Origin of the sequence: Paenibacillus sp. USDA918EY (genome assembly GCF_009870825.1) — a bacterium.
Taxonomy (GTDB): domain Bacteria; phylum Bacillota; class Bacilli; order Paenibacillales; family Paenibacillaceae; genus Paenibacillus_AQ; species Paenibacillus_AQ albilobatus.
Genome location: NZ_WTWY01000008.1, coordinates 203,122 through 217,025 on the forward strand (window position 1 = coordinate 203,122; position 13,904 = coordinate 217,025).

The 13,904-nt window shown below is 53.6% G+C and carries 13 protein-coding genes; 12 read left to right on the forward strand and 1 reads right to left on the reverse strand.

The features are described from left to right. Positions 1-119 precede the first annotated feature (119 nt). The 8 genes from pyk (at position 120) to GQY55_RS18060 (ending at position 8,104) form a co-directional block, all read left to right on the forward strand. The gene (pyk, locus tag GQY55_RS18025) at positions 120-1,544 is read left to right on the forward strand and encodes a pyruvate kinase (protein WP_160043256.1); all 1,425 of its coding nucleotides are present in this window, start codon (positions 120-122) and stop codon (positions 1,542-1,544) included. Between the two features lie 289 nt (positions 1,545-1,833). Then, positions 1,834-2,346 (forward strand): acyl-CoA thioesterase, encoded by a 513-nt coding sequence (locus GQY55_RS18030; protein ID WP_160043257.1) that lies wholly within the window; start codon positions 1,834-1,836, stop codon positions 2,344-2,346. After that, positions 2,346-2,735, forward strand: coding sequence for an FxsA family protein (locus GQY55_RS18035; protein WP_160043258.1), 390 nt, complete (start codon positions 2,346-2,348; stop codon positions 2,733-2,735). Before GQY55_RS18030 ends, GQY55_RS18035 begins: the two co-directional genes overlap by 1 nt. Positions 2,736-2,984: 249 nt before the next feature. Further along, the gene (citZ, locus tag GQY55_RS18040; protein WP_160043259.1) at positions 2,985-4,100 is read left to right on the forward strand and encodes a citrate synthase; all 1,116 of its coding nucleotides are present in this window, start codon (positions 2,985-2,987) and stop codon (positions 4,098-4,100) included. Between the two features lie 115 nt (positions 4,101-4,215). Further along, positions 4,216-5,508: an NADP-dependent isocitrate dehydrogenase gene (icd, locus tag GQY55_RS18045; protein ID WP_036707858.1), complete on the forward strand. Its 1,293-nt coding sequence runs from the start codon at positions 4,216-4,218 to the stop codon at positions 5,506-5,508. Positions 5,509-5,519: 11 nt separating this feature from the next. After that, entirely contained in the window at positions 5,520-6,461 is a 942-nt protein-coding gene (gene mdh / locus GQY55_RS18050; RefSeq protein WP_160043260.1) for a malate dehydrogenase, read from the forward strand. A 145-nt stretch (positions 6,462-6,606) separates the two neighbouring features. Beyond that, positions 6,607-7,032: a hypothetical protein gene (locus GQY55_RS18055; RefSeq protein WP_160043261.1), complete on the forward strand. Its 426-nt coding sequence runs from the start codon at positions 6,607-6,609 to the stop codon at positions 7,030-7,032. A 202-nt stretch (positions 7,033-7,234) separates the two neighbouring features. Further along, positions 7,235-8,104, forward strand: a complete 870-nt coding sequence (locus tag GQY55_RS18060) for an SDR family oxidoreductase (protein WP_160043262.1) — start codon at positions 7,235-7,237, stop codon at positions 8,102-8,104. A gap of 86 nt (positions 8,105-8,190) precedes the next feature. Here GQY55_RS18060 and yfbR read toward each other — a convergent pair whose 3' ends face one another. Continuing rightward, positions 8,191-8,778: a 5'-deoxynucleotidase gene (gene yfbR / locus GQY55_RS18065; RefSeq protein WP_160043325.1), complete on the reverse strand. Its 588-nt coding sequence runs from the start codon at positions 8,776-8,778 to the stop codon at positions 8,191-8,193. A 206-nt stretch (positions 8,779-8,984) separates the two neighbouring features. Here yfbR and pnpS point away from each other — a divergent pair, with 206 nt between their 5' ends. From pnpS to pstB, 4 genes are all read left to right on the forward strand, one after another. Continuing rightward, complete coding sequence (gene pnpS / locus GQY55_RS18070; RefSeq protein WP_160043263.1) at positions 8,985-10,772, forward strand: two-component system histidine kinase PnpS; 1,788 nt, start codon at positions 8,985-8,987, stop codon at positions 10,770-10,772. A gap of 132 nt (positions 10,773-10,904) precedes the next feature. Then, positions 10,905-11,633, forward strand: a complete 729-nt coding sequence (locus GQY55_RS18075; RefSeq protein ID WP_160043264.1) for a response regulator transcription factor — start codon at positions 10,905-10,907, stop codon at positions 11,631-11,633. Positions 11,634-11,757: 124 nt separating this feature from the next. Then, positions 11,758-12,948 carry a methyl-accepting chemotaxis protein gene (locus GQY55_RS18080; protein ID WP_160043265.1) on the forward strand — a complete coding sequence of 397 codons (1,191 nt, stop codon included), beginning with the start codon at positions 11,758-11,760 and terminating at the stop codon, positions 12,946-12,948. 193 nt (positions 12,949-13,141) lie between these two features. Beyond that, positions 13,142-13,897 carry a phosphate ABC transporter ATP-binding protein PstB gene (gene pstB / locus GQY55_RS18085; RefSeq protein ID WP_160043266.1) on the forward strand — a complete coding sequence of 252 codons (756 nt, stop codon included), beginning with the start codon at positions 13,142-13,144 and terminating at the stop codon, positions 13,895-13,897. Positions 13,898-13,904: the final 7 nt, after the last annotated feature.

Sequence of the window (13,904 nt, forward strand, 5' to 3'; positions counted from 1 at the left end):
AACTTGTCAAAGATAGATATGACAAAGTTCCTATACAAAGTCTTAAATTTGTAGTAAATTTAGTTGTTGGATAAAGATGTAGGATAGAGAGATTTTTATGAAAAACGGAGGAGACCCAAATGCGCAAAACTAAAATCGTATGTACTATCGGACCTTCGAGCGAATCGTTGGAAAACACCAAAAAGTTGATTCTCGCAGGCATGAACGTCGCCCGCCTGAACTTCTCGCACGGCGATTTCGAGGAGCATGGCAACCGGATCAAAAACATCCGCCAGGCAGCGAAGGAACTTAACAAAACCGTTGCGATCCTGCTTGACACGAAAGGACCTGAGATCCGCACGGGCAAAATGGCGGTAGAGCCGATCGAGCTGGTTCAAGACGAATACATCACGTTGACGACCGAAGAAATTTTGGGAGACAAAGACCGCATCTCCATTACTTACAAAGATCTTCCTAACGATGTGGAAGTCGGCTCCACCATTCTGATCGACGACGGTCTGATCGGGCTTACGGTTGTCGGCGTCGAAGGCACCGAAATCAAATGCCGCATCGTCAACGGAGGCACCATCAAGAGCAAGAAAGGCGTAAACGTGCCGGGTGTAGCGATTTCTCTGCCGGGAATCACTGAAAAAGACGCCAACGATATCGTGTTTGGGATCGAGCAGGACATCGATTTTATCGCAGCCTCCTTCGTCCGCAAAGCAAGCGACGTTCAAGAAATCCGCGATCTGCTGGAAAAGCATAACGCTGGCCATATCAAAATCATTTCCAAAATCGAGAATCAGCAAGGGGTGGACAACCTCGACGAAATTCTCGAAGCTTCCGACGGCTTGATGGTTGCCCGCGGCGACCTCGGCGTGGAAATTCCTGCGGAAGAAGTGCCGTTGGTCCAAAAACGCATGATCGAGAAATGTAACCTTGCGGGCAAGCCGGTTATTACCGCGACGCAAATGCTCGACTCCATGCAGCGCAACCCGCGTCCGACCCGCGCCGAAGCGAGCGACGTGGCCAACGCGATTTTTGACGGTACCGACGCCATCATGCTTTCCGGCGAAACGGCTGCGGGCAAATATCCGGTGGAATCCGTGCTGACGATGTCCCGCATCGCGGAAAAAGCCGAATCCGCTTTGAACTACCGCGAAATTTTCCTGAAGCAAAGAATCGCTCAGGAAACGACCGTTACGGAAGCGATCAGCCAATCGGTAGCGATCTCCGCGCTCGATTTGAACGCGAAAGCGATCATTTCTTCCACGGAATCCGGCCTGACGGCACGCGTCGTGTCCAAATACCGTCCGCAGGCTCCGATCATCGCCGTGACGACCAAAGAGCGTACGCTCCGCCAGCTGGCGCTGACTTGGGGCGTAACGCCGATCCAAGGCAAAACGGCGGCTTCCACGGACGAAATGTTCGAATACTCCATGAAGGGCGGCCTGGAATCCGGCCTCGTGAAACCTGGAGATCTGGTTGTCATTACGGCCGGCGTGCCGCTTGGACAATCCGGTTCGACGAACCTGGTCAAAGTGAGCCAAATTCCGAACGAATAGCCGGCAAGGCGATACGTTCACGTTTTAACCGCATATTTCGCATGAACTCAAGAAAGGCTGCGCAGGCGACTCCTGCGCAGCCTTTTTTTCTAAAAGATAAGAGGGGGTTGCCATAGAAATCCATGCCGGGACCATCCCGTTAGGTTGAATAGATTGAGTGGAAAGTGGAACAAAATACCTATATAAACATTTTTTATAGATGTCTTATGCCGCAAATTCGAGAGTTGAGAGGGCCCTATGTTATACTGAAAACATTGGAAGAAATTTCGAAGAAAGGACTTTGGCAGACATGGGAAAAGACATGGGGGACAAGCCCGGCCGCTGGCATTGCACGACCATCCGGGTCCGTTACCAGGAAAGCGACCAGATGGGCGTGGTGTACCACGCCAATTATTTGAACTGGTTCGAGATCGGGCGGACCGAAATGATCCGCGAGCTTGGCATTACATACCGAAGCATGGAAGAACGGGGCGTTTTGCTGCCCGTAACCGATTTGGACATGAAATTCAATCAGCCCGCGCGCTACGACGACGAGATTACGATTTTTACGCGGATGACCGATTTTTCCAAATTGCGAATCAAATATGCGTACGAGGTGAGAAGACTTTCGGACGAAGAACGCCAGGGACTGGCACCTGCATCGTACGACGAGGGGCTTAAGCTGCCCGGGGAGCTGCTTGTATCCGGTTCGACAAGCCATGTGTGGGTCAACCGGGAATGGCATCCCGTAAGGCTGGATAAAAGCGCTCCGGAGCTGTATGAGGCTTTGAGCAAGGCGCTTGCCGGGGGAGGAGTGTCGTAATGTGGAAATGGCCGCTGGCGGTTCTATTGATCGTAGTTGCGGAGATTTACGGTTTTGACCTGGTGGCGAGCCGGGTCGGGTCCGGGAACACATTCCTTTTAACGGTCGTAACCTCCGTGATCGGAATGGTGATGATGCGTTTTGAGGGGCGCAAAGTATTGGAAGATTCGCGCGCCCGGATGAACGCCGGGCAGGTGCCGGGAAGAAGCCTGGTGGACGGATTATGCGTGTTTATCGGCGGCATTTTGCTTGTCGTGCCTGGATTTATTACCGACATCGTCGGCTTTACGATGGTCTTCCCGCTGACCCGGCCGCTGTACCGTTTTTTGATATTGAAATGGATCGAGCGGAAAATGAAGGACGGAAAAATCACGATTTATCGCCGTTAGGCGAATGGTTTTACTTGATGATAAAAATTATTTTATGTGTCTGATAAAACAATTTGATGCTCTTATCGGGGGCGCTTATGTTCACATATCCGACAAAATACTTTATGATAATAATGATTCCATTACTTTGACGCAGCTCATGTCAGGTAGAATGGCGGACGGCCGTCTTTTTTCTTTCTCGTAAAATGTAAATGTTTTCACGGCTCGTTTACCTGTTTTAAAATCCGTTTTACAAAGGAGAGATGTACGATGACAGCTACGAAAGGCCTTGAGGGAATTGTCGCCGCAGCTTCTTCCATCAGCTCGATCGTGGACGGTGTGCTCACATACCGCGGTTACAATATCGATGATCTTGCGCAAAATGCAAGTTTTGAAGAAGTAGCCTATCTGCTGTGGTTCGGAAAACTGCCTAATGATGCAGAACTGAAACAGCTCCAACAGGATTTAAGCAACGAAGCTACCATTCCGGATGAAGTCATCCAGCAAATGAAATCATATCCTAAAGATACAAACACGATGGCTGCTCTCCGTTCGGCTGTATCCGCCCTCGCCCTGTACGATGGGGAAGCCGATGACATGAGCCGTGAAGCTAACGAACGGAAAGCGGTCCGCCTTCAGGCAAAGCTGCCTACTGTAATCGCTGCGCTGGCCCGCATCCGCGAAGGGAAAGAGCCTGTAGCGCCGCTGGCGGGGGTATCCATTGCCGAAAACTTCCTGTACATGCTCAGAGGCGAAAAGCCGGACGAGGTTTCGGTGAAAGCGTTGGATCAGGCGCTTGTGCTGCATGCGGACCATGAGCTGAACGCTTCCACGTTCGCCGCTCGCGTAACCGTGGCTACGCTTTCAGACATCTATTCCGGGGTGACTTCGGCGATCGGCGCCTTGAAGGGGCCGCTGCACGGCGGAGCCAACGAAGCCGTCATGAAAATGCTGAACGAAATCGGATCGATCGAAAACGTCGAGCCGTACATCATGAACAAGCTGGAAAACCGCGACAAAATCATGGGCTTCGGCCACCGCGTCTACAAAAACGGCGATCCGCGCGCGAAGCATTTGCAAAAAATGTCCCGCGAGCTTGGCGAAATGAAAGGCGATACGCAGCTGTACGACATGTCCGTCAAGATCGACGATCTGGTCACAAGCCAAAAAGGTTTGCGGCCAAATGTGGATTTCTACTCCGCTTCTGTGTATACTCAGCTAGGGATCAATCACGAGTTGTTTACTCCGATTTTTGCCATCAGCCGCGTGTCCGGATGGACCGCCCATATTCTCGAACAATACGAGAACAACCGGATTATCCGTCCGCGTGCCGAATATGTGGGGCAGACCGATCAGAAATACGTGCCGGTCGAACAGCGCGCATAATGGGCAACGTTTCATGCTAGGGGACCGAAACGACGCATGCTGCGCGTTTTCGGAGCCCCTATCCGGCTGTCAGTGAGCCAGAAATCATGTTATTAAACAAAGGAGGATGTTCATAATGAAATTGGAAAAATTCGCGCTTCCTACCGAGGGTGAAAAAATCGAAATCGTAAACGGCAAGCTTCAGGTGCCCAACAACCCGATCATTCCTTTTATCGAGGGCGACGGCACCGGCCGCGACATTTGGAAAGCTTCCAAACGCGTTCTGGACGCTGCGGTGGACAAGGCTTACGGCGGTTCCAAAAAAATCGCGTGGTACGAAGTATTCGCCGGCGAAAAAGCATTCAATACATACGGAGAATGGCTGCCGAACGACACGCTTGAAGCCATCCGTGAATATATCGTTGCCATCAAAGGACCTTTGACTACGCCGATCGGCGGCGGCATCCGTTCCCTGAACGTGGCGCTTCGCCAAGAGCTTGATTTGTACGTCTGCTTGCGTCCTGTGCGTTATTTCAATGGCGTGCCTTCGCCGGTGAAACATCCTGAACAAGTCGACATGGTTATTTTCCGTGAAAATACCGAAGATATTTATGCAGGGATCGAATACAAAGAAGGCTCCGAAGAAGTGAAAAAGGTCATCAAATTCCTTCAGGAAGAAATGGGAGTCAACAAAATCCGCTTCCCTGAAACTTCCGGCATCGGCATCAAGCCGGTTTCCTCCGAAGGTTCCAAACGTCTCGTTCGCGCCGCTGTCGAATATGCGATCAAACACGGCCGCAAGAGCGTGACGCTCGTTCACAAAGGCAACATCATGAAATTTACGGAAGGCGCCTTCAAAAACTGGGGCTACGAAGTGGCTGAACAAGAATTCGGCGATAAAGTGTTCACTTGGGCGCAATACGACGCCATTAAGGAAAAAGACGGCGTAGACGCCGCGAATGCCGCTCAAAGCGCTGCGGAAGCCGAAGGCAAAATCATCGTGAAGGACGCGATTGCGGACATCGCCCTGCAGCAAGTGTTGACTCGTCCGACCGACTTCGACGTCATCGCGACGCTGAACCTGAACGGCGACTACCTGTCCGACGCATTGGCTGCCCAAATCGGCGGTATCGGCATCGCTCCGGGCGCGAACATCAACTACGTTACCGGACACGCGATCTTCGAAGCTACGCACGGCACGGCTCCGAAATATGCGGACAAAGACGTCGTGAACCCTGGTTCCGTCATCCTGTCCGGCGTCATGCTGCTTGAGCATCTCGGATGGCAGGAAGCGGCCGACCTGATCTACAAAGGCATGGAAACTTCCATCAACAACAAAACCGTCACTTACGACTTTGCCCGCCTGATGGACGGCGCAACCCAAGTCAAATGCTCCGAGTTTGCAGATGAAGTCATCAAAAACATGTAGGAGTGAGGTTCATGGCATTAACACGTAAAAAAATTACGGTTGTAGGCGCCGGTTTCACCGGCGCGACTACGGCTTTAATGCTGGCTCAAAAAGAACTGGGAAACGTGGTATTGCTTGATATCCCTCAATTGGAAAACCCGACGAAAGGCAAGGCGCTCGACATGCTGGAAGCAAGTCCGGTGCAAGGCTTCGACAGCCAAATCATCGGCACTTCCAGCTATGACGACGCGGCCGGCTCCGACATCGTCATCATTACGGCCGGCGTAGCGCGCAAACCGGGCATGAGCCGCGACGATCTCGTGAACACAAACGCGGGCATCATGAAATCCGTTTGCGAAAACGTGAAAAGGGTCGCTCCGGAATCGTTCGTCATCATCCTGAGCAATCCGGTAGACGCCATGACGTATGCTGCGTACAAAACGCTCGGTTTCCCGAAAAACCGCGTCATCGGCCAATCCGGCGTGCTCGATACCGCCCGTTACTGCACGTTTATCGCGCAGGAGCTGAACGTATCCGTGGAAGACGTTCGCGGCTTCGTGCTTGGCGGACACGGCGACGATATGGTTCCGCTCGTTCGTTATTCGAACGTCGGCGGCATCCCGATCGACAAGCTGATCCCGGCGGACCGCATCGAGGCCATCGTACAGCGGACCCGCGTGGGCGGCGGCGAAATCGTCAACCTGCTCGGCAACGGCAGCGCGTATTACGCGCCTGCGGCTTCCCTTGTGCAAATGGCGGAAGCGATCATTAAAGACAAAAAGCGGATCATACCGGTCATCGCTTATCTCGAAGGCGAATACGGCTACAACGATTTGTTCCTCGGCGTTCCCGCCATCCTCGGCGGCGACGGCATCGAAAAAGTGTTCGAGCTGGAGCTGACGGCCGAAGAAAAAGCGGCGCTCGACAAATCGGCGGACTCCGTGCGCAGCGTCATCCAAGTCGTGAACGCGTAACGGACCGCTTGTTCCGCAAGCAAGCAACTATGCAAGGAAAACCTCTAATTTTGTTCACGATTTAGAGGTTTTCTTTTCTTTTCGTTGGTGTAAAATGATAGTGGATGTAATTTAAATCATAGACACAAGTGGAGGGATACGGTTCATGGCAATGGTAATGTTATTCATACATATTATTGGCGCCGCTGCTTTGGGATTTTACCTGATTTTGCCGTTTGCGATCGGGAAAGTGGCCAAGCTGTCTTTGGCAGCCCAGGAAGGAAGCGCGACAGCGATCCGAAGCCTGAATACTTTTGCGCAAATTGCGTTGATTATCCAGCTGCTTACCGGCGGATATTTGATGAGCCAAGGAAAATATTCCGTGCCTTGGATGATCGTGGTCGTTATTTTGTTCCTTGCGATTGGAGCCATCAGCGGCATGATGGGCAAACCGCTTCGCCTCGCCGTGGACGGCATTAAAAATAACCGGGACATTTCGGTTGAAACCGGAAAAATTCGCACGCTCAGCGCATTGCTGGCGATCTGCGTGCTTGTGATGCTGTTTTTTATGGTATACAACCACATTATTTAATCGGCTGCATAAGAACGATAAGGGCATCCTTTCCATCGATTGGGGAGGATGCTTTTTTTGTTTGACGATCCGAAGAAGCGGGTAAGTAAACAACGTCAGACGCATAAAGGGTTTGTTTTACTTGCATCCTAATATGGGAATGGTATCCTGTGTGCCAGAAATGGACAAAAAGCCAAGATCAGCACGGAAAGGAGCATGAATCATGTCAGGAAATCAACAAACCAAACAAACGATGCCTCCCCAGCATCAGAACAGGCAACCGGGGATCGAATCGGAAATGAACCCGCTGCCGAAATACGAACCTAAAGATTACGTCGCCGCCGGAAAGCTGAAAAACAAAAAGGCAATCATTACCGGAGGGGACAGCGGGATCGGACGAGCCGTGGCCGTCGCGTTCGCCAAGGAAGGCGCGGATCTCGCGATCGTGTACTTGAACGAGCATGGGGACGCGGAGGAAACGAAGCGGCAGGTAGAACAGGAAGGACGCAAATGCCTGCTGATTCCGGGCGATATCGGCGACGAGGCGTTTTGCAAAAACGCCGTAAATAAGACGGTGCAGGAGCTGGGGGGACTGGATGTTTTGATCAACAACGCCGCCGAGCAGCATCCACAGCAGAAAATCGAGGATATTACGAAAGAGCAGCTTGAGCGGACGTTTCGCACGAATATATTCGGCATGTTCTTTATGACGAAAATGGCGATGCCGCATTTGAAGAACGGCTGCGCCATCGTCAACACGGCTTCGGTGACCGCGTACAAGGGGAATCCGACGCTGATCGATTATTCCGCCACGAAGGGCGCCATCGTCAGCTTCACGCGGGCGTTATCGATGAACGTGGCGCCAAAAGGCATCCGCGTCAATGCGGTGGCGCCCGGTCCGATTTGGACGCCGCTCATTCCGTCCACGTTCGACGAGAAGCAGGTAAGCCAATTCGGAGGAGACACGCCGATGAAACGTCCGGGGCAGCCGGAAGAGCTGGCGCCGGCGTACGTCTATCTCGCGTCGGACGATTCTTCTTACGTAAGCGGCCAAGTCATCCACGTCAATGGCGGGGAGATCGTCAACGGCTAATCGCGAGCGCCAAAAAAAGGTTGGGCAGACGTTTCCATCTGCTCAACCTTTTTTGTGCCCGGATTCTTTGAAAGCTTCCCGGAACGTCACTCCGAATCCGGCGCGAGCTGCGACAGCTCATCGAGCGACATGTCGAAGCTCGGAGCCATATGCTCAAGGAAATAGTCGGCTTCGGGCAGCTGCAGCTGCTTGATTTTGGCCAACGTCTGTTCCTTGGCTACGGCGAATTCGCGGTTTCCGGACGCGACCTCCAAGGCGCATTTGAGATAGGCGTCCAGGCTGTCGGCGGCTTTTACGTAACGCAGCAGCTCGCGCTGCTCCGCATCCGCGGCATCCTGGCGGAACAGGCTCGCATACTCGCCTTGAAGTTCGGGAGGAGCCATAGCTGCCAGCCGTTTGGCCGCGATGTTCTCCATTTCGCGAAAGCTGGCGAGCAGCTGCGGATTGTTATGTTTGACGGGCGTCGCGATATCGCCGGTAAACACCTCGACCACGTCATGGTACAATGCTAGAGTGGCGGCGCGGTCCGCATTTAATGTCCGGCCAAAATACGTGTTCCCGATCAGGCAAAGCATATGGGTTAAAAGCGACACGTGGAAGGAGTGCTCCGCCACGTTTTCGGTTCTCGTGTTTCGCATCAGGCTCCAGCGCCGGATGTATTGCAATCGGTACATATAAGCTGCAATCGGAAAATCCAAAGCAATACGCTCCTTATGTTAAAATTTAATCCTGCCATGACATTCGGTTATTATTATACTCTTATGCCAAGCGAGCAGGCTACCGTAAACGGCATGCTTTTCATCGCAAACGTTTCGGGATAGGATAGGAGAAGGAACACGGCAGCATTATCCACTTGAATCCATAAAAAGGAAGACATGACATGAGACCCTTTCGCATCAGACTCACCATCATTTTAATGGTTATGATCGGGATATCCATGGCGGGTGCCGGTTTGACGATGGCCCGGGTGTTTGAAAAATCGCATATTTCCGCGCTGGAAGAAAACATGATCCGGGAAATCCAGCTGCTCAGCCGGACCTTTGACTTTCATCAGGCGCAAAGCGGGGACGCCATCGATTATTATACCCGCGAAGCGAGGGAACTGGCGGCTCTGACCGACTCCAGGGTGACTTTTATCTCGAAAAACGGCACCGTCATCGGGGACTCGGAAAGCGATCCGAGGCATATGGATAACCACAGCGGCCGCGAAGAAATCAAGGATGCGGCCCGAAAAGGCTCCGGCAGCGCGATTCGCCACAGCTCCACGCTAAAGGAGGACATGCTGTACGTGGCGGTCCCCGTCGTATCGGCAGGGAACTTTGACGGTTTCATCCGGCTTTCGGTCAGCCTTGCTTCCGTCGATCAAGGGGTGCGCAAAGGCTGGACGCTGATGGCCGGCGGCCTGGCCATTTTGTTCGTCATCGCTGCGGTCGTCAGTTACCGGGTCGCGGCGGGGTTGACTTCTCCCTTGGAGAAAATTACGCGGGTCGCCGGGAGAATTTCGAAACTGGACTACGACGCCAGGGTAAACATCAACCGGAAGGACGAGATCGGCGAGCTGGCGAAAGCGATCAACGGCATGGCCGACAGCCTTCAAAATCAGCTGCAAACGATCCGGGACAACGAAAACCTGCTGCAAAGCGTGCTGGATAACATGACGACAGGGATTTTGCTCGTCAATCCGGAGGGCAAAATCGCTCTGATCAACCCGGCAACCGAAAACATGCTTCATATTAAGGGAGGGCAATTTAACGGCCGGCCGGTGGCCGAGCTGAAGCAGTACTACGAACTGACGCGCCTCATTCAGGAAGGGATCGAGCGGCGGGAGAACATTCACGAGGAACGGAGCGTGTACCAGCCGGCAGAAACGATTCTGCAATTGGACGGCGTGCCGATGTTCGGGGAGGACGGCAGCTTTAAAGGCATGTTGTTCCTGCTCCAGAACATTACCGCGATCCGCCGCCTGGAAAACATGAGAAGCGAGTTCGTCGCAAACGTATCGCATGAGCTGAAGACGCCGGTGGCCGCGGTAAAAGGTTTTGCCGAGACGCTGCTTGGAGGCGGCGTGAAGGACGAAGAGACGGCCCGCTCTTTCCTGCAGATCATCTACGATGAAAGCGAACGGCTGAACCGTTTGATCAGCGACATTCTCGATTTGTCCAAAATCGAGTCGAGGCGTTCCCCGATGGATTACGCGCCGGTTCACATGGCAACATTCTGCGCGTCGATCCTGGACACGATGGCGACTGTGGCCGAGAAAAAAAGGATCGCGCTGCATGGCGACATTCCCGAGGAGCTGTTTATTGAAGCGGACGAGGACAAGCTGCGCCAAATTTTGATCAACCTGCTGTCCAACGCCATCAGCTACACGCAGGACGGCGGCAAGGTGGAGCTGAACGTCCACGAGATTCAGGACGCCGAAGGCACGGAAAAGATCCTTATCCATGTGACCGACACGGGCATCGGCATTCCGAAAAAAGACCAGCCGCGCATTTTCGAACGGTTTTACCGGGTGGATAAGGCACGATCCAGAAGCTCGGGCGGCACCGGGTTAGGGCTTTCCATCGTCAAGCATTTGGTGGAGCTGCATCACGGCGAAATTTCCGTGGAAAGCGAGCTCGGCATCGGTACGACGTTTACGGTCGAACTGCCGATGCTGCAGGATTAAAACGAATGTAAAGCACCGCAAGCCATGTCCTTACATTTTGCATTTCTTTACACAGCGTTTACAATGGAGTGGTACAATGGACTTGTCGGAAGCCTTAACCATTGTTTTTTGAGAAGCGGGGGTATATTTGCAATGTCACAGCGATTGCTGGTTATCGAAGACGAACCGACTCTCGCCAGATTGCTGTCCTACAATCTGACGCAGGAAGGTTACGAAGTCACCATCTCGGATCACGGAACAACCGGCTTCGAGCGGGCGGTTCAAGAACCGTTTGATTTGATCGTGCTTGATTTGATGCTGCCGGGAATGAACGGGTTCGACATTCTGGGCAAGCTGCGCGGAAAAGGCATTGCGACGCCGGTCATCATTTTGACGGCCAAAAACGCCGAGGAGGAAGTCGTTCAAGGCCTGAAGCTTGGCGCCGACGATTACATCACCAAACCGTTTGGCGTATCCGAGCTGCTGGCCAGGGTTGCGACGGTGCTGCGCCGCGTATCGGGGGTAAAGGAGGAAGCCGCTCCGCAAACCTCGGATTCGGCCATCCGCCTCGGCAAGCTGGAAATTTTCCCCGAGAAATACGAAGTGTTGCTTGGCGGCACCAGCATCAGCCTAAGGCCGAAGGAATTCGAGGTTCTGCTGTATCTCGCGCGCAAGCCGGGCGTCGTGCTGACGAGGGACGATTTGATGAATGCCGTTTGGGGCTTCGATTATATCGGCGGGCAGCGTACGGTGGACGTCCATGTCAGCTCGCTCCGCAAAAAATTGGAGCTGGATCCCGAATCCGTGCACATCGATTCCATCCGCGGCGTCGGATACAAACTTGTGATCAACAAAGGAAGCGCTCATCATCAACCATCATGATGAGGGCTTTTTTTGTTGCCATCGGAGTTCATGATTTTACAATCCCCGAATCGTTCCCGCATTCCCCGTTAATCTTTTGGGGTTATGATGCAGCTAAAAGAGCCGTATTTAGGGGGAGTCTGCCTTGAGCACGCTGCAAATGGAGAAAAAGAAAGAAAGCGATCTTCATTCGCCGGGGGACGGGAACAAACGGAACGACGGCGGTTTATCCGACAATCTTGCCGCAGCGCCGCCCGCATCCGCACAGTCGGAGAGAAGGCGCTCCGCCGCGGGATACCTGCGGAACGTACCCCTGCTGAAACCGGACGTCACCTGCAGGGAAGCCTTCGGCATGCTGAGGGAGCAGCCGCATCTTCCGTGCATCGTCATTTGCGGGGAGGAAATGCGGCCGGAGGGCCTGCTGATGAAGGAGGCGTTTTACCGGAGACTGACCGGCCGTTTTGCCGCCGATTTATATTTTGGCCGTCCGGTACAAGGGTTTTGCGAGAAGGAAATCCTCGTGGTGGACATCGACGACGACCCGGCCCAAATGATCCGCAGCGCGCTGGACCGGCCGGAATCGCGTTTTTACGACTGCGTGATCGTAACCGAAAACGGCCGGGTGAAAGGCGTATTGACGGTGCTCGATCTAATGAAAATCTCCGGTGAGCTGCAGGAGGATGCGGAGGCGCTCCGCAAGCATACCGTCATCGAAAACTACGGGCATGTAAGCGGCATGGAGCAATCGCTGGCCGAAGTGGAGGATGCGGCGAACCTTACGTTAACCGAATGCCTAAGGATGAAGGCATGGACGGCGGAAGGAAGGCTGAAGCTGAACGAGGCGGGCGAATCGTATGCCGAGGCCGTTGAACTCATGAATCGGAACCAGGAGCAAGCGGAGCGCCTGATCGAGCATGCAGGCAAAATTTCCGCATTGACAAAAGGCATCGCCGATCTGGCGGACCAAAGCGGGCTGCTGGCGATCAACGCCTCGATCGAAGCCGCCCATGCAGGCAGCCAGGGCCGGGGATTCCAAATCGTTGCGGCCGAGGTAAGGTCGCTGGCTTCGCAAACCCGAAAGCTGGCCGCGGACATATCGAAGCTGCTCGACGGCATCAGCCATTTGGCCGGAGAGACCGGTACGCTCACCGCTTCGGGCGTCCGGCGGATCGAGGCCGGGGCCGCGCAGTTGACGGAGGGAAGCCGCATGTTCGGTGAGCTGGAGCAGGCCGTGGGGGAAGTGGAGAAGACGGGGCAATCGGTTTACCGGCTGGCCCGGGACACCGCCAAGCAGGCATTAAGCGTGAAACAAGATTTGAAGCGAAGCTTGAACTGAGACCGGAGACCGCAGACTGGAACCCGGAAACCGGAAACCTTCGATTTTACATTTTACACTGCGTTTACAATTGAGGCGTACAGCTTTTACATATCGGTTATACAATGAAATGGAGTTGCAGGTCCAAGACAGGTCCAAACGACTGATAAAACGTACAGGATATCCCAATGAACGAAGGAGACCTGAGTCGCACATGGAAAACATTATCGAAATCGAAGATTTGAATTTATATTACGAACAGTTTCATGCGTTAAAAAATATAAACCTGGACATTCCCCAAAATACCGTCACCGCATTGATCGGCCCGTCCGGCTGCGGCAAATCGACGCTGCTGCGGACGCTGAACCGGATGAACGACATGATTACCGGGACGCGGATCGAGGGCTCCATCAAAATCGGCGGCATCGGCATTTACGGCAAAGATGTATATGTGGAGGAACTGCGCAAGCGGGTCGGCATGGTGTTTCAGCAGCCGAACCCGTTCCCGAAGTCGATTTACGACAACGTTGCTTACGGTCCGCGCCTCCACGGCATCCGCAGCAAAAGCGCGCTGGACGGCATCGTGGAGGAAAGCTTGCGCCAGGCCGCGCTGTGGGAAGAAGTCAAAGATTATTTGAAGCGTTCCGCGCTCAGCTTGTCCGGCGGCCAGCAGCAGCGCCTTTGCATCGCCCGCGCCCTGGCGGTCAGCCCCGATATTCTGCTGATGGACGAAGCCACGTCCGCGCTCGACCCGATTTCGACCTTGAAGATCGAAGAGCTGGTGCAGGAACTGAAAGAAAAATACACCATCGTCATGGTCACGCATAATATGCACCAGGCTGCCCGCGTATCCGGGCGAACCGTCTTTTTCCTGAACGGGGAAGTCGTCGAAGCGGACGATACGAAAACGCTGTTCAGCAATCCGCGGGATGCGAGAACGGAAGATTATATCTCCGGGCGTTTCGGCTGATATAAAG